Genomic DNA, 15,179 nt, shown 5'->3' on the forward strand with positions numbered 1-15,179 from the left:
GTTTAAGGCTTGGTGACGTCCGGGGTGCCAGCGGGATAAAGCTCGTGGAAAAACTGCCCTAAACCAATCGTGACGCTGCGCACGGCCGCCATGAATTGGGGATCTGCCGTGAGTTTTTCAACGTCACCACCCACTTCATCAAACGTCGCCGTTAACGATCGAGCATTGCTCACTGTTTGTTTGAGGTCCGTAATCGTTGTTGGATTGTCGAAAGCACTCACCACGTTGTTGATATGACGGCTGGCACTCGCGGCCTGGGCCGTGGCTTCGTTGAGGTTGGAAATCGTGGGCGCAGCCCTCGCTAAATCAAGGCTGAGTTGATTCGAAAGCTTTTGAATATCCGTCAACGTGGCATCAAATTGTTGGGTGGATCCCACCAATTTGGGAACCAGGTCTTCCTTCTTGACCTGTTCCAAAATCTCTTGGAGTGAGTTGGTAATGGTTGCGATGCTGGGAGCTTCGCTGCCTTGAATTGTCGCGCCCTCACACAGAACACCCTGGCCCTTACAGCGTGCTGATTTAGGCATCGGTGCATCCTTCTTCAGGGGCGGGCCAAGACTGCTGAGGGCCACCTGAGAATCGCCACCCAACAATGAGGCTGAAGCCACAGTGGCTTGAACAGGAAGGGTTAGCTGGAGATCATCCTCAGAAATCTCGATCGACACCCGGACCGCCTGGGGCGTCACCTTGATGTCCGACACATTGCCCACCATGATCCCCCGATAGGTCACAGGGGAGCGAACCGCCAATCCGCCTGCATCCTCAAAATCGGCCGTCACACTCCAGCTCTTCGAGAAGGCCCGCTCACCTCGTAGCCAAAGCATGGTGCTTGCAAAGGCAACCACAGCGGCAATCACTGAAAATCCAACGATCCCCTCACGTACGCTCCTACGCATAATTCAGTGCTCAGCAGGCTGCATCGGTCCGCGCAGGTTACCCGTCCTGAACTGAACAACGTAGGGATTATCGGTTGTTCGGTAATCGTCCACGGTTCCGTCCCATTGGAACCGGCCGCCGTACAGCATCACGATGCGCTCCGCCGTGCGTTCGATGGTGCTGTGCACATGGCTAACCACCAACGAACACCCCTGCGCCACGGTGGTGGTTTTCACAATCAAATCTTCAATCCTCGTTGCTGCCACTGGGTCCAGGCCCGCTGTGGGCTCGTCGTAGAGCAAGAGAGGCATCGCGGCTTCATCGCGGTCTGGATCGTCGATCAAGGCACGAGCAAAGCTCACGCGCTTCTGCATCCCTCCGCTGAGCTCCCCGGGATATTGATGGGCTACTTCATACAGACCCACGGCCTCCAAGCAGGCCATGACGCGCTCACGAATCTGGGCCGGACCCATCCGTCCAAGCCGGTTCAAGAGGAAGCCCACGTTTTCCTCCACCGTTAAGGAGGCCAGCAGTGCTGGGTTCTGGAACACCAGCCGAACATCAGGCGGGCGGCGCTGATCGAGGCGCAGGTAGGGCTGAGGTTCGCCAAACAACCTCAGTTCACCGGATGTGGGCACTTGCAAACCAGCCAACAAGCGCAAGACCGTGGATTTCCCTGCTCCTGACGGGCCGACCACCGCGATGCGTTCTCCTGGTTTCATCAACAGATTCACCCCGTCCAGCACCGGGTGGGAACCCCATTGCATCGTGAGATCTCGCATCTCGACAACGGGTTTGAACGAGGAATCCCGCGCGTTAACCAAAGGGCTGAAGGCTGAACGTTGACTCATCCTGCCTGGATTGCCGTAAAAGGATGGTCATCAGGTTCAACTTCCGTACAGTTCACCCATACCGATGGATTTGACGCCATCGCACCTGATTCCTTTTGACCAGCCCTCCACGCCGCGGAAATCGTCAGCGCGTCCGAGCCATGCAGGCGGAGCGGCAGCGCGATCTGATGCTGCGCTCCCGCAGAGCGATGAGCTGGTTGCAACCCGGCCTGGTGGTGAAGCGTTGGCTGTTCACATCAGGACTTGGATTGGTCTTGGCCCTGTTAGGTGCTGCCGTTTGGGCCGATCTGCAACCGATCTATTGGATGCTCTGGGCGATCCAAGAAGCCCTTGGCTGGATCACAAGGGTGCTACCGGGAGCGATCACAGGCCCCCTCGTTCTTTTGCTGGGCATTGGCCTACTGCTATGGGGGCAGAGCCAGAGTTTTGGCTCCATCCAACAGGCCTTAGCGCCGGAAAAAGACACGGTGTTGGTGGATGCACTGCGAGCCAAAAGTCGCCTCAATCGAGGCCCCAGCATCGTGGCAATTGGTGGTGGGACAGGCTTATCAACCCTGCTGAGTGGGCTGAAGCGCTATAGCAGCCACATCACTGCGATCGTGACCGTTGCCGATGACGGAGGCAGCAGTGGCGTGCTGCGTCGCGAACTGGGTGTGTTGCCTCCAGGCGACATCCGCAACTGTCTTGCAGCGCTCTCCACCGAAGAGCCCTTGCTCACCCGTCTGTTCCAATACCGCTTCTCGGCCGGCAGCGGCCTGGAAGGCCATAGCTTTGGCAATCTCTTTCTTTCCGCCCTCAGCGCCATTACGGGGAGCTTGGAAACAGCGATCACAGCCTCAAGTCGTGTCCTTGCCGTTCAGGGCCAGGTGGTCCCTGCCACCAATGCCGATGTCCGTCTCTGGGCTGAACTAGAGGACGGCACCCGCATTGAGGGGGAATCGGCGATCGGCAAGGCTCGTAGTCCAATTGTGCGGATGGGGTGCCTTCCGGAAAAGCCACCAGCGTTGCCCAGAGCCCTGGAAGCCATTGCCCATGCCGATTTGATCTTGCTGGGACCAGGAAGTCTCTACACCTCCCTTCTCCCGAATTTGCTCGTGCCTGAACTGGTCACGGCGATTCAACGCAGCCGCGCGCCCAGGCTTTACATCTGCAACCTGATGACCCAACCAGGAGAAACGGATGGGTTGGATGTGAGTGGTCACCTTCGCGCCATCGAAGCGCAATTGGCTTCGCTCGGTGTGAGCAAACGCCTGTTCGACTGCGTGCTTGCTCAGGAGCCCATTGGGGAATCTGCCCTGTTGGCTCACTATCGCCAGTTGGGCGCAGAACCCGTGATCTGCGACAGCAGGCAGCTGCAACAAGAAGGATTTGACGTGATGCAAGCCCCCCTTCAAGGGAACCGTCCCACCGCAACGCTTCGCCACGATCCTCGCAGTCTCGCCCTAGCCGTCATGCGTTTTTACAGGCGGCATAAGCGTGACAATCAAAACGCTTAGTTAGTAAGCGTCTTGCATCTCGTAGAAGTCGGGTTGCACGTAATCCTTGCGAAGCGGCCAACCGGTCCAGTCTTCAGGCATCAGTAAACGCTTGGGATGGGGATGGCCCTCGAAATGGATGCCAAACATGTCAAACGTTTCACGCTCCTGCCAATCCGCCCCACGAAACAGCCCGTAAAGGCTTGGAAGACTCGGTTCTCCTTCCCGAGACAAGAACACCTTCAAACGCACTTCACGCAGGGTGTCTCCCTTGCCATCGATGAGCTCAGCCATCGCCACAAAGTGATAGAAGCAGACAAGCCTCTCGCCAGGGCCCTCGTCATATCCGCCCTGACACTGCAAATAATCAAAGCCATTGCTTTTCAAGGCGGCAGCAATCACTTGCAGAAAGAGAGCCTCAACGCCAATTTGCTCGATCCCGAGATGGTCGGCGTCTAGGGCCTCATGGTCGAAGCCTTGCTTGTTCAACCATTGGCTCACAGGCCCCGGCTGAGGAGATGCAGCAACAGGGACCTCTGCAGATGACTGCTTCTCGGGAGAGTTAGGACTCATGAAGACGTACCGGAGGAGACGGGCTCAGCGGATTCAGTTTGCTCTGGAGCAGCCATCGGTACGCCTGTTCCAGCGGCCAGGGCTGCCACCTGCGTCTCAGCGCGCAAGTAAGAACCATTCACGATCGGCTCAACCGGAACCATCGCGTGATCCACAGTGCAATAGCGGTGGGTTTGTTTGAGCTGGCGGCGATCACTGATCGACTCATTTCCAACTTTTTTGCGCAGCTTGATCACCGCATCAAATATTGCTTCCGGGCGTGGCGGACATCCGGGTAAATAAAGATCCACCGGGATCAATTTATCGACGCCACGAACAGCGGTGGTGGAGTCAGCGCTGAACATGCCCCCCGTAATCGTGCAAGCTCCCATCGCGATGACATATTTCGGTTCCGGCATCTGCTCGTAGAGACGAACCAAGGCGGGACCCATTTTCATCGTGACCGTGCCAGCCACGATCAGAAGATCGGCTTGCCTGGGCGAGCTGCGAGGAACCAGTCCGAAGCGGTCAAAGTCGAAACGCGAACCGAGTAGAGCAGCAAACTCGATAAAGCAACAAGCCGTTCCGTACAGCAGGGGCCAAAGGCTGCTGAGACGAGCCCAATTGTGCAAGTCATCGAGGCTCGTCAGGATGACGTTTTCACTGAGGTCATTGGTGACCGTGGGAGACCCGTCTGCAGCACCACCAACGGGCCCACAACTTGCTTCACGAAGGTCGCGAAGGGACTGAATTGAAGGGCTATCGCCGGTTGAAGTCATGGTGATGGGGTCGGTCATCAATCAGCTCCACTCGAGGGCGCCTTTGCGCCATGCATAGGCCAAAGCCACGAGCAGGATGGTAATAAAAACGAGGGCTTCAATGAATGCCAACAATCCCAAGCGGTGGAATGCCACAGCCCAGGGATAGAGGAAGACCGTCTCGACATCGAAGATGACGAAAACAAGCGCAAACATGTAGTAGCGGATATTGAACTGAATCCAAGCCCCACCGATCGGCTCCATCCCGGATTCGTAGGTGAGTTCACGCTCTCCGCCCTGGCTGCGTGGAGCCAATAGTTTGTTGGTCACCAGTGCCAAGACCGGCACCGCTGCTGCAATCAGCAGGAACCCCAGGAATGCGTCATAACCCGGCAGCACAAACATCGAGGCAGCCCCTTTGTGGAACTCAGTCTGGCATTCGCAGACCACCTCTGTCGTTCAACGTCCCAACGCCGATAGAGTCTTGTCACCTGGAAGAGGAGCGGTGAGCGACGAGATCAGCCCATCAGCGGAAGTTCCCGCCGAAGTTGACCCCCCTGCAGAGGTGTCAGTGGCGCCTGAAGCCATGGCGACGGAAGACGAGGCTCCTGCCAGCAAGGAGAGCGAAACAACAGACCCACGCACGCACCGGTTCGAATGCCGAAGCTGTGGTTACGTCTACGACCCCAATGAAGGGGTTAAAAAGCTCGGGATCGCTGTCGGCACGGCTTTTGAAGATCTCGACCCGATCGGCTTCCGATGTCCTGTGTGCCGCAGCAGGGTCGGAGCCTTTACCGATATCGGGCCTCGCTCCAAGGCCAGTGGCTTTGAAGAGAACCTTAATTTCGGTCTTGGAGTTAACCGCCTCACTCCTGGCCAAAAAAATGTTCTGATTTTTGGCGGGCTAGCCCTCGGCTTTGCATTTTTCCTCTCCCTCTATTCCCTGCGCTGAGACCACCTCTGATCCCAATGAAGCAACTGCTTACCCCTCTCTTCAACCTTGTCTTGGTGGCCTGCATCGGCCTCGGTCTCGGCGGGTGTGTCACGACGCGATTACCAATGGCACAGTCCAGCCCCTGGCAAGCCATCGACCTCAACACCCAGGGAAATCCTCTGGATGTGGCCTTCACGAACGCCGATCACGGATTTCTGGTTGGCAGCAACAGACTGATTCTTGAAACCAATGATGGCGGCGCCACTTGGAATGAACGCAGTCTGGATCTTCCACAAGAAGAGAATTTTCGCCTCATCAGCATTGCCTTCGACGGTGACGATGGCTGGATTGCCGGTCAGCCTGGTTTGCTGATGCACACCACCGATGGTGGCAACAATTGGACCAGGCTCTTCCTTGACACGAAACTTCCCGGCGAGCCCTATTTGATTACGGCGCTTGGACCCAACACAGCCGAATTAGCCACCAATGTTGGCGCTGTTTATCGCACCAGTGACGGAGGCGGAAGTTGGGAAGCGGAAGTGAGTGATGCCGCAGGGGCGATTCGCGACCTACGCCGCGGCCCTGAAGGGGGATATGTGAGCGTGAGCAGCCTGGGCAACTTCTATGCCGGATGGGCCCCTGGGCAAGACGTCTGGCAGGTCCACCAGCGAGTAAGCAGTCAGCGATTGCAAAGCATCGGCTACCAACCCGATGGAAAACTGTGGATGGTGGCTCGAGGCGCTCAGATTCGTTTCAACGAAGACGACGTTGACAACGAGAACTGGAGCAAGGCGATCATCCCGATCACCAATGGCTACGGCTATATGGACATGGCTTGGTCCGATGACGGTGCGATTTGGGCTGGTGGCGGCAATGGAACCTTGCTGGTGAGTCGTGACAACGGCGATAGCTGGGAGCGGGATCCTGAAGCCAATCAGACCCCCACGAATTTCAACCGTTTCGTGTTCGATCACAGCGGCAATCAGTTACATGCCTTCCTTCTCGGCGAACGCGGCAACCTTCTGCGTTGGTCCGCGACCAGCTGATCCACGGAATTCGAGAGCTGCTCTGACAACGCTCTGTAACCAGTGCGGTTTGAGCAGCGCGAGTTCGGGGCAGCTGCCCTAAGATCAATCAGCTGATACGCCCGACGCTATGGCTGCCGGCTCCACCGGGGAACGCCCGTTTTTTGAAATCATCACCAGTATTCGTTACTGGGTGATTCATGCCATCACCTTGCCATCCATTTTCTTGGCAGGTTTCTTATTTGTGTCCACAGGTCTCGCTTACGACGCCTTCGGCACACCTCGTCCAGATGCTTATTTCCAAGCCTCTGAGAGCAAAGCTCCCGTTGTGAGCCAGCGTTATGAGGGCAAATCTGAACTCGACCTGCGCTTGAAATAAGCCATGACACAGACTCCCGCCACCTCAACGCCTCGCAATTACCCCATCTTTACGGTGCGTTGGCTTGCTTTGCACACCTTGGGTGTTCCCACAGTCTTTTTCTTGGGTGCCCTAGCTGCGATGCAGTTTATTCGCCGCTAATCACCCAACGAATTTTCCATGGAGCGCAATCCCAACCCAAACAATCTTCCGGTTGAACTCAACCGCACCAGCCTTTACTTAGGGCTGTTGATTGTTTTTACGACTGGAATCCTTTTCTCCAGCTACTTCTTCAACTGAAGGACTGAATCATGAGCGGCAAGAAATCTAATCTGCCTGACGGTCGTATTCCAGATCGTCTTCCCGATGGCCGACCAGCAGTTGCCTGGAAGTCACGTTGGACTGAAGGCACTCTTCCTCTTTGGCTCGTTGCCACAGCTGGTGGGATGGCTGTTATTTTCGTTGTAGGTCTTTTCTTTTACGGCTCCTACACAGGAGTGGGTTCCGCCTAAGCACCATTCAACATTGACTTCATTGCTTCCCATTCACTGCTGTGGATGGGATTTTTTTATTGTCATCTATGCATCAAGGAATGTCATCGTCAGGGAAAGACAAAGTGAGGGAAAGCCGAAGCCAACAACTTTGATGGATGGTTCCGATTCCGATTGTGCAAAAAATGCGCTTTCGATCGAATCCTTGCCCGTTTGGGACCTCTTAGCGACGATCGAAATCGTACGCTTGAATCATTCACAGAAGAGGCTGTTACGGCATGTCCTGTTCAGTCGATCACGGGCAGAAAAAGGAGTCCCGTCGCACCAGGCGACCGAAAGGCAGGCAACTTGTTTGCCCGGTCCACCAGGATCAAATTCTGCGAGGAAACGGAAAAAAATATTTTTTGCATTTATTGAGCGCAGAAGCCCTTCAGCAACGGGGGATGGCTGCCAAAACCGCCCGACTCGTAATCAATGCTTATCCAGTTTTTGTGTTGAGCAACGAGTGGCTTGAAGAGCTGTTCTGCGAACAATGCGGCAGCAATCATTGGTGCCACATCACCAAACATTCCCCTGATCAATACAGCGTGCGCTGGGCGCCCCAGCATCTATGGGAGCAGGTGGCCCATGTTGACCCCAGCGTGGCCAATCCAACCGTGAGCGAATACACCCGCAAGCAAGCCCGCAGGCACCAACAAAAACGGGTGGATGGAAAACGCTTTTACGGTTGATAAAAATGCTGATACCAATCAGCAAACTGTTGGATGCCCTCTTCAATCGGGGTCGAAGGCTTAAATCCCACCCAGGCTTCTAAAGCCTCTGTATTTGCAGCCGTAGCCACCACATCACCGGGCTGCATGGGCTGAAAATCCTTGATCGCTTCCCTGCCGAAAGCCTGTTCCATCACTTCGATGAAACGGAGCAGTTCTGTGGGCTGACTGTTGCCGATGTTGAACACGCGATGGGGAGCCGCTGCCGTCGCCGGGTCAGGCTGCATCGGATCAAAATTGGGATTCGGTGTGGCTGGTTTGTCGCAACAGCGCAACACACCCTCCACGATGTCATCGATGAAAGTGAAATCGCGCTGCATTTTGCCGTGATTAAACACCTTGATCGGTTCACCCGCCAAGATCGCCTTAGCAAACAACATGGGTGCCATATCCGGTCTTCCCCATGGGCCATAAACCGTGAAAAAGCGCAGGCCAGTGGCTGCCAACCCGTAAAGGTGGCTGTAGGTGTGCGCCATCAACTCATTCGCTTTCTTGCTGGCTGCGTACAGGCTCACCGGATGATTCACCGCTTGCTGTTCGTGGAACGGCAAATTGCGGTTGCCGCCATACACCGAGCTGCTCGAGGCGTACACCAAATTCTCAACGCCGTGGTGACGACAACCTTCCAGAATGTGGGCAAAACCCACCAGGTTGCTCTGGATGTAGGCAGCTGGATTTTCCAGTGAATAGCGAACACCTGCCTGGGCCGCAAGATTCACCACCACACGCGGCTGCTCTGCAGCAAACAGCTTGAGCAAGGCCTCACCGTCCTCCAGGGCCAGCCGTTGAAAACGCCAAGCTGCCGGCTTTGGCGCAGCCAGCGTCTCGATACGAACCAGGCGTGCCTTCTTCAGGGCTGGGTCGTAGTAGTCATTGAGATTGTCAATGCCGATCACACGATCACCGCGTTGGAGCAATCGCTCACACAAAGCGGCTCCAATAAATCCGGCAGCACCGGTGACAAGAATCGGCCGCGAAGACACTTGAGAAGAGAGCTGGCTCATGCGTCGCCCTCTCCAACACGCCAGACATTCAGGCCTCCAGATTCAACTTGTTTCGGGTCCACAACCCCCCGGGCATCAAACACCCAGGCTGGTTTGCGCATCAGGGGCGCCAAGGTTGACCAATCCAGCTCCCGGTACTGCTGCCACTCCGTGAGGATGAGCACGGCGTCAGCACCACGGATCGCCGAAGCCACATCGGGGCTCGGCCACCATGTGGCTTCCCCGCTTAAGGCCCCACGCGTTGGCCCGGCATCCTCCTCCGGAGCTTGGCTTGCGATCAAGTTCAAATCGCGACTGATCTGTTCCGGATCCACTTTCGGGTCATGAATGGCCAACTGGGCCCCTTCTTCCAGCAGGTCTTTGCAAATGCGGATCGCAGGAGCCTCCCGCGTGTCGTTGGTATCTGCCTTGAAGGCAAAGCCCAAAATGGCCAGGCGCTTGCCTGTGACCGTGCCAAACAATTTCTGCACCACCAAGCGAGCGATGCGGTGTTGTTGCCAGGTGTTGAGCAGCACCACACTCTCCCAATAGTCGGCCACATCAGGCAAACCGAAGTGACGGCAGAGATACACCAAATTGAGGATGTCTTTCTGAAAACAGCTCCCCCCAAAGCCAGGGCCTGCGTTGAGAAATTTGGGTCCGATGCGGCTATCGGTGCCGATCGCTTTTGCCACCTCACGCACATCTGCACCGGTGGCCTCGCACAGGGCCGCCACGGAGTTGATCGAGCTAATTCGCTGAGCCAGAAACGCATTGGCGGTGAGCTTGGACAGCTCGCTGCTCCACAAATTGGTGCGAAGAATCTTCTCCTCGGGCACCCACTGTTGATAAATCTCTGCCAGAGCGTCAATCGCCTCAGCGTTTTCGCCGCCAATCAAGACGCGATCAGGGTTGGCGAGATCACGAATGGCCGTCCCCTCCGCCAAAAACTCGGGGTTGGAGAGCACCGAAAAGGTTTTCTGCTCCGATGAAGAATCCACGGACCCCAAAATCGCCTTCACCGCTTCCGCCGTTCGAACCGGAAGCGTGCTTTTCTCCACCACAATCGTGTGGCCAGTCGCTTCCTTCGCCACCGTGCGGGCGCAGGCTTCTACCCAGCGCAGATCACTGGCCTGACCAGCTCCCAGGCCGCGAGTCTTGGTGGGTGTGTTCACGGAGATGAACACCATGTCTGCAGAAGCAATCGTTTCCTCCACCGCCGTGGAGAAAAACAAATTCCGGCCACGGGCTCTCTCCACCACCGCATCCAGACCTGGTTCATAGACAGGCAACTTGGAGAGATCGGGATGATTCCAAGCAGCAATTCGATCCTGATTGATGTCCACAACCGTGACCTTCACATCCGGGCAGCGATCGGCGATCACGGCCATGGTTGGGCCACCCACGTAGCCGGCGCCGATACAGCAAATCGATCGAATGGTGGAATTGCTGCTCATCAGAAAAACTATGGTGCCGTCTTTGATCCCGGCAGGTTATCGCTGATTCATGAGGTAAGACAGAGCCTCTTCCCAAGCGAGCTGCTGTTCCTCACCCTCACCACGCAAGGGCTTCAGCCGCAACTGGCCAGCCAACGCCTCGTCATCGCCAAGCACCACAGCCCATGGCGCCCCTGAGCGATCGGCACGCTTGAACTGCTTGCCGAACGACGCGCGCGAGCCATCCAACTCCACAGCAAGACCTGCGCCGCGCCATTGCCGGGCCAAGCTCAACGCTTGCGGTTCAGCCTGCTCGCCGCGATTGATCACATACACCAGCGGTGCTGGCGTTGCTGTGAGCCGGGCCGCAGGGCCTTCGGGATTGGCTTGCGCAGCAGCGGCGATCACCAGCAACAGACGCTCCATCCCCAAGGCCCAGCCGATCGCGGGCGTGGCTGGACCGCCCAACTGCTGGATCAAGCCGTCGTAACGACCTCCGCCACACACCGTGGCCTGGGCACCGAGTTGATCGCTGGTGATTTCAAACGCGGTATGACCGTAATAATCAAGGCCGCGCACCAAGCGGGGATTGAGTTGATAGGGAATCTGCAGCGCGGTCAGCAGGGCACGCACCTGCTCAAACCGTTCCACACTCTCCTCACTGAGCGCAGCTAACAACGTTGGGGCATCGTTCAGCAGCAGCTGGGTGCCCTTGTCTTTGCTGTCAAGAATGCGCAGGGGGTTCGTGCTGAGACGCGCCTGGGACTCGGCATCCAACTGCTCAACCCGCTCCTCGAGCCAGCCCACCAGCTGAGAGCGAAAGCGCAGGCGATCGTCAGGGGTGCCGAGGCTGTTGATTTCAAGCTTGAGGCCTTGGATCCCCAACGCAGACAAAAAATCCCAGGCCAGAGCGATCACCTCAGCATCACTGCGCGGGCTGCTGGCCCCGAGAAATTCCACACCGATCTGGTGAAACTGACGCTGACGACCAGCCTGAGGCCGTTCATAACGGAACATCGGGCCGCCGTACCACAGCCGCTGAGGCCCCTGGCTCAGCAAGCCATGCTGCAAGGCTGCTCTCACCACTGAGGCGGTGCCTTCAGGGCGCAGGGTGCACGAGCGGTCGCCACGATCCACAAAGGTGTACATCTCCTTTCCCACCACATCCGTGCCCTCACCGATGCCCCGGGCAAACAGGTCCGTGAATTCGAGCAAAGGCGTACGAATTTCGTCTATGCCGGCGCAACGGAAGTGTTCGCGCGCCACCGACTCCACAACCTGCCAACGTCGCGTCTGCTCCGGCAGCAGGTCAACCATGCCGCGCAAAGTCTGCAGCTGACTCACAGCGCTACCACCATCACCACTGCAGTCTGCCGCCCAATCGTGTGAACGGCTCCAATCTCCCCTCAGAATGCTGGTGGATAACGATCGTTCGATGGCCCAACTGCTGATCACGGGCGGAGCCGGCTTCATCGGCAGCCATACCTGCCTCGTGCTGCTGGAAGCGGGGCATCAGTTGTTGGTGCTGGACGATTTCAGCAACAGCTCAGCGGTCGCCCTTGAGCGGGTCGCCGAACTCGCTGGCACTCGCTTGCAGCAAGCTCAACCAACCCTGGAGGAAGCACCGGACGCCTTCACCCTGGTGGAGGGAGACATCAGGGACGCCCAATGCCTGGAGGCCCTGTTCGCCAGCGCCAAAGCGTTCGGCCAGCCCATACAAGCAGTGATTCATTTCGCTGGACTCAAGGCTGTGGGTGAATCCGTTCAACAGCCGTTGCGGTACTGGGATGTGAACCTCGTTGGCTCTCAGCGACTGCTCAGCACGATGGACCGGCACAACTGCCGCACCATGGTGTTCAGCAGTAGCGCCACCCTCTACGGCTACCCATCCCCCGATCAAGTGCCGATTCCGGAAACGGCCCCGATCCAACCGATCAACCCCTACGGCGCCAGCAAACACGCCGTGGAAGCGCTTCTCGCCGATCTAGCCGGCTGCAGCGGTGCAGCGGAACCGATCCAAGCCAGTGGCGGTGGCTGGCGGATCGCCCGGTTGCGCTATTTCAATCCAGTAGGCGCCCATCCCAGTGGCCGAATTGGCGAAGACCCGAACGGCATCCCCAACAATCTGTTCCCGTTCATCACCCAGGTGGCCGTTGGCCGCCGGCCGGAACTCACTGTGTTTGGTGATGACTGGCCGACGCCGGATGGGACCGGAGTGCGCGACTACATCCACGTGATGGACCTCGCCGAAGGTCATCGAGAAGCGCTCCATTCCCTTCTCAGTGCTGATCCCCAATTGCTCACCCTCAATCTGGGGAGCGGGCAGGGAGCGAGCGTGCTGGATGTGGTGCAGGCCATGGAAGCGGCGAGTCAGCGAGCAATTCCCTATCGCATCGCGCCCCGGCGTCCTGGCGATGCCGCGATCACCGTGGCCAATCCAAGCCTGGCCGCCCAACAGCTGCAATGGCAAACGCAACGCACGCTGACGGATATCTGCCGTGATGGCTGGGCTTGGCAACAGGCCAATCCGAATGGCTATGGAGATGGATGCCGCTGACCAGCCCTCAGCATCTCGTGTTGGCAGGTGGTGGGCACAGCCACGCCCTAGTGCTTCTTCATTGGTGCATGCATCCGCAACGGCGACCTACTGGATGGATCACCTTGGTGAATCAGCAGAGCTCAACGCTGTATTCCGGGATGATTCCCGGCCTGATCGCCGGCCATTACGAACGCTCTGAGATCGCCATTGACCTTCGCCGCCTCTGCGATCGGGCCGGCGTTTCGCTGGTGATCGCCGAGATCACCGGTGTGGATGTAAGGCAGCGGCAGCTGCAATTGCGAGACCGGCCCGCCCTGAGCTTCAGCCAACTCAGCATCAACGTCGGAGGGGGTACACGGCCAGGGCCTCTGCTTGCGATCAAGCCCCTGGAACCAGCCCTAGAAACGCTGGACGCGGCCCAGGGCCCGGCCTCCCCTCCATTCCAACTCCTGGGGAGCGGCCTGGCCGCCATGGAGGTGGCCATGGCGTTGCGGCAGCGCTGGCCCAAGCGCAGGCTGCAAGTCCTCCATCGACCGGAATCGGTCCCGAGCCGGCTGCTCTCCAGCCTCAGCCAGCTCAAGATTGACGTGCTGCCGAGCACGGCTCTCAACCCCTGCGGGCCAGGACTGCGCTGCACGGGAAGCCAAGCTCCTGAATGGCTCAGCTCCAGCGGCTTGCCCTGTTGCCCAGACAGCGGCCGGGTTCGCACTCAGGCCAGCCTTCAGGTGCTGGGACATCCAACGATTTTTGCAGCCGGGGACTGCGCGGTCATCGAAAACCAACCCTGCCCCCCATCTGGCGTATGGGCCGTTCGCGCCGCCGCCACCTTGGCGCACAATCTCCGTGCCGCCAGTGAAGGGGATCGATTGCGCCAATGGCGGCCTCAACAACGGGCCTTACAACTGCTGGGCGGGGTGAATCCAGAGGGCTGCCCCCAAGCCTGGGCCCTGTGGGGCGGGATTCAAATCGGTCCCCACCCCTGGATTTGGCGCTGGAAACAGCGCATCGACCGCCAGTTCATGGAGCGGTTTGATCAAGCTCCCGCCATGGAGTCCAAAGCGATGGATTGCCGGGGCTGCGCAGCCAAGCTCCCCGCTGCCCCCTTGGAAGCAGCCCTGGAAGCAGCGGGGCTGAAATCGCTTGGCACGGCGCCGGAAGATGCCGCCAGCCTTGGCAAGGACTGGCTTCAGAGTGTGGACGGCTTCCCCGCCTTGATCAGTGATCCATGGCTCAATGGACGGCTCACCGCCTTGCATGCCAGCTCGGATCTCTGGGCCTGCGGCACCAGCGTGGCTTCCGCGATGGCCGTAATCACCTTGCCCAAGACAGCCGCTGCGCTGCAGCAGGAGCTGCTGAGCCAAACCCTGTCGGGACTGCGTTCCGGCTTCGAGCCCCAAGGGGCCCAGCTGATTGGGGGGCACACCTTGGAGGCACGCTCAGAGGCTCCCACCCCGCTATCGCTTGGGCTACAAGTCAGCCTGAGCGTGAATGGAAAACGTCCCGCTCGGCCCTGGACGAAAGGGGCACTGCGGGCAGGGGACCAGCTGATGCTCTCACGCTCACTCGGAACAGGCGTGCTGTTTGCCGCGGCCATGGCCGGTGCCGCCCAACCAGGGGATCTCGACCATGCCTTACAACAGATGGGGACGAGCCAGCACCCCATCGTTGAGCAGCTGCAGACGCTGATCAGCCCTGAACCCGAGGCGCTCCTCAGCTGCACCGATGTGACTGGTTTTGGGCTGCTGGGCCATCTCGGTGAAATGATCCAGGCCAGCCACCACCGGTTGCAAGTGGTGCTCGATGCGAGCGCCATTCCGGCCTTGCCAGGAGCCTTGAAGCTGCTGAAAGCCCAGCATGCGAGCAGCTTGGCGCCCGCCAACCGCAGGTCCTGGTCGTTGCTCGATCCCACGCAGGACCATCCAGCGAAGGTGATCCTTGCTCGCGCAGGCGGCAGCGGCGCTCCCGAGGACGATCAGGCCATGCTCGAACTGCTCGTTGATCCCCAAACCTGCGGGCCTCTGCTGCTGGGCTGTACCGAATCCATGGCGAACGCCTTGCTTCAAGCCAACGACACGGCATGGCATCGCATCGGTGTCGTCCAAGCCATGCAGGAGTGATCGAACAATCAACG

The 15,179-nt window shown here is 58.3% G+C and carries 18 protein-coding genes; 10 read left to right on the forward strand and 8 right to left on the reverse strand.

Features of this window, described 5'->3' with window-relative positions; all coding sequences use genetic code 11:
* Nucleotides 1-2 precede the first annotated feature (2 nt).
* Nucleotides 3-896: an MlaD family protein gene (locus SYN8016DRAFT_RS07470; RefSeq protein ID WP_006853736.1), complete on the reverse strand. Its 894-nt coding sequence runs from the start codon at nt 894-896 to the stop codon at nt 3-5.
* Between the two features lie 3 nt (nt 897-899).
* Entirely contained in the window at nt 900-1,727 is an 828-nt protein-coding gene (locus SYN8016DRAFT_RS07475) for an ABC transporter ATP-binding protein (RefSeq protein WP_006853737.1), read from the reverse strand.
* A gap of 140 nt (nt 1,728-1,867) precedes the next feature.
* Here SYN8016DRAFT_RS07475 and yvcK point away from each other — a divergent pair, with 140 nt between their 5' ends.
* The gene (gene yvcK / locus SYN8016DRAFT_RS07480) at nt 1,868-3,223 is read left to right on the forward strand and encodes a gluconeogenesis factor YvcK family protein (RefSeq protein ID WP_006853738.1); all 1,356 of its coding nucleotides are present in this window, start codon (nt 1,868-1,870) and stop codon (nt 3,221-3,223) included.
* On the opposite strand, the gene SYN8016DRAFT_RS07485 is transcribed toward yvcK, so the two are convergent.
* Genes SYN8016DRAFT_RS07485 through SYN8016DRAFT_RS07495 form a run of 3 tightly spaced genes read right to left on the reverse strand, consistent with a single transcriptional unit; the run spans nt 3,224 to nt 4,917 of the window.
* Entirely contained in the window at nt 3,224-3,775 is a 552-nt protein-coding gene (locus tag SYN8016DRAFT_RS07485) for an NAD(P)H-quinone oxidoreductase subunit J (RefSeq protein WP_006853739.1), read from the reverse strand. It abuts the gene before it with no gap.
* The gene (gene nuoB, locus SYN8016DRAFT_RS07490; protein WP_006853740.1) at nt 3,772-4,551 is read right to left on the reverse strand and encodes an NADH-quinone oxidoreductase subunit NuoB; all 780 of its coding nucleotides are present in this window, start codon (nt 4,549-4,551) and stop codon (nt 3,772-3,774) included. Before nuoB ends, SYN8016DRAFT_RS07485 begins: the two co-directional genes overlap by 4 nt.
* Before the next feature lie 3 nt (nt 4,552-4,554).
* The gene (locus tag SYN8016DRAFT_RS07495; protein ID WP_006853741.1) at nt 4,555-4,917 is read right to left on the reverse strand and encodes an NAD(P)H-quinone oxidoreductase subunit 3; all 363 of its coding nucleotides are present in this window, start codon (nt 4,915-4,917) and stop codon (nt 4,555-4,557) included.
* 100 nt (nt 4,918-5,017) lie between these two features.
* On the opposite strand from SYN8016DRAFT_RS07495, the gene SYN8016DRAFT_RS07500 reads away from it, so the two are divergent.
* The 7 genes from SYN8016DRAFT_RS07500 to SYN8016DRAFT_RS07530 all read left to right on the forward strand — a co-directional run bounded on the left by SYN8016DRAFT_RS07500 (nt 5,018) and on the right by SYN8016DRAFT_RS07530 (nt 8,051).
* A complete protein-coding gene (locus SYN8016DRAFT_RS07500) occupies nt 5,018-5,464 on the forward strand; it encodes a rubredoxin (RefSeq protein WP_006853742.1) in 447 nt (148 codons plus the stop codon).
* A gap of 17 nt (nt 5,465-5,481) precedes the next feature.
* Entirely contained in the window at nt 5,482-6,492 is a 1,011-nt protein-coding gene (locus tag SYN8016DRAFT_RS07505; RefSeq protein WP_006853743.1) for a photosynthesis system II assembly factor Ycf48, read from the forward strand.
* A 109-nt stretch (nt 6,493-6,601) separates the two neighbouring features.
* Nucleotides 6,602-6,850 (forward strand): cytochrome b559 subunit alpha, encoded by a 249-nt coding sequence (gene psbE / locus SYN8016DRAFT_RS07510; RefSeq protein ID WP_006853744.1) that lies wholly within the window; start codon nt 6,602-6,604, stop codon nt 6,848-6,850.
* Nucleotides 6,851-6,853: 3 nt separating this feature from the next.
* Nucleotides 6,854-6,991 (forward strand): cytochrome b559 subunit beta, encoded by a 138-nt coding sequence (psbF, locus tag SYN8016DRAFT_RS07515; protein WP_006853745.1) that lies wholly within the window; start codon nt 6,854-6,856, stop codon nt 6,989-6,991.
* Nucleotides 6,992-7,009: 18 nt separating this feature from the next.
* Nucleotides 7,010-7,129 (forward strand): photosystem II reaction center protein L, encoded by a 120-nt coding sequence (locus SYN8016DRAFT_RS07520; RefSeq protein ID WP_006853746.1) that lies wholly within the window; start codon nt 7,010-7,012, stop codon nt 7,127-7,129.
* 11 nt (nt 7,130-7,140) lie between these two features.
* Nucleotides 7,141-7,341 (forward strand): photosystem II reaction center protein J, encoded by a 201-nt coding sequence (locus SYN8016DRAFT_RS07525; RefSeq protein ID WP_006853747.1) that lies wholly within the window; start codon nt 7,141-7,143, stop codon nt 7,339-7,341.
* A 392-nt stretch (nt 7,342-7,733) separates the two neighbouring features.
* The gene (locus SYN8016DRAFT_RS07530) at nt 7,734-8,051 is read left to right on the forward strand and encodes a hypothetical protein (RefSeq protein ID WP_253909825.1); all 318 of its coding nucleotides are present in this window, start codon (nt 7,734-7,736) and stop codon (nt 8,049-8,051) included.
* Here SYN8016DRAFT_RS07530 and SYN8016DRAFT_RS07535 read toward each other — a convergent pair.
* From SYN8016DRAFT_RS07535 to hisS, 3 genes are read right to left on the reverse strand one after another with little or no spacing between them, the layout of a single operon-like run.
* Nucleotides 8,042-9,094 (reverse strand): NAD-dependent epimerase, encoded by a 1,053-nt coding sequence (locus tag SYN8016DRAFT_RS07535; protein WP_006853749.1) that lies wholly within the window; start codon nt 9,092-9,094, stop codon nt 8,042-8,044. The two genes, SYN8016DRAFT_RS07530 and SYN8016DRAFT_RS07535, sit on opposite strands and share 10 nt — an antisense overlap.
* On the reverse strand, nt 9,091-10,530 hold the full coding sequence (locus SYN8016DRAFT_RS07540; protein WP_006853750.1) for a nucleotide sugar dehydrogenase: 1,440 nt from the start codon (nt 10,528-10,530) through the stop codon (nt 9,091-9,093). Before SYN8016DRAFT_RS07540 ends, SYN8016DRAFT_RS07535 begins: the two co-directional genes overlap by 4 nt.
* A gap of 36 nt (nt 10,531-10,566) precedes the next feature.
* Complete coding sequence (gene hisS / locus SYN8016DRAFT_RS07545) at nt 10,567-11,853, reverse strand: histidine--tRNA ligase (RefSeq protein ID WP_038014003.1); 1,287 nt, start codon at nt 11,851-11,853, stop codon at nt 10,567-10,569.
* 91 nt (nt 11,854-11,944) lie between these two features.
* Here hisS and galE point away from each other — a divergent pair, with 91 nt between their 5' ends.
* Together galE and selD are read left to right on the forward strand one after the other, a co-directional pair.
* Nucleotides 11,945-13,066 carry a UDP-glucose 4-epimerase GalE gene (gene galE / locus SYN8016DRAFT_RS07550; RefSeq protein ID WP_038014099.1) on the forward strand — a complete coding sequence of 374 codons (1,122 nt, stop codon included), beginning with the start codon at nt 11,945-11,947 and terminating at the stop codon, nt 13,064-13,066.
* Nucleotides 13,057-15,165 carry a selenide, water dikinase SelD gene (gene selD, locus SYN8016DRAFT_RS07555; protein ID WP_006853753.1) on the forward strand — a complete coding sequence of 703 codons (2,109 nt, stop codon included), beginning with the start codon at nt 13,057-13,059 and terminating at the stop codon, nt 15,163-15,165. Before galE ends, selD begins: the two co-directional genes overlap by 10 nt.
* Nucleotides 15,166-15,179 lie beyond the last annotated feature (14 nt).

The organism is Synechococcus sp. WH 8016 (assembly GCF_000230675.1).
Lineage (GTDB): Bacteria > Cyanobacteriota > Cyanobacteriia > PCC-6307 > Cyanobiaceae > Synechococcus_C.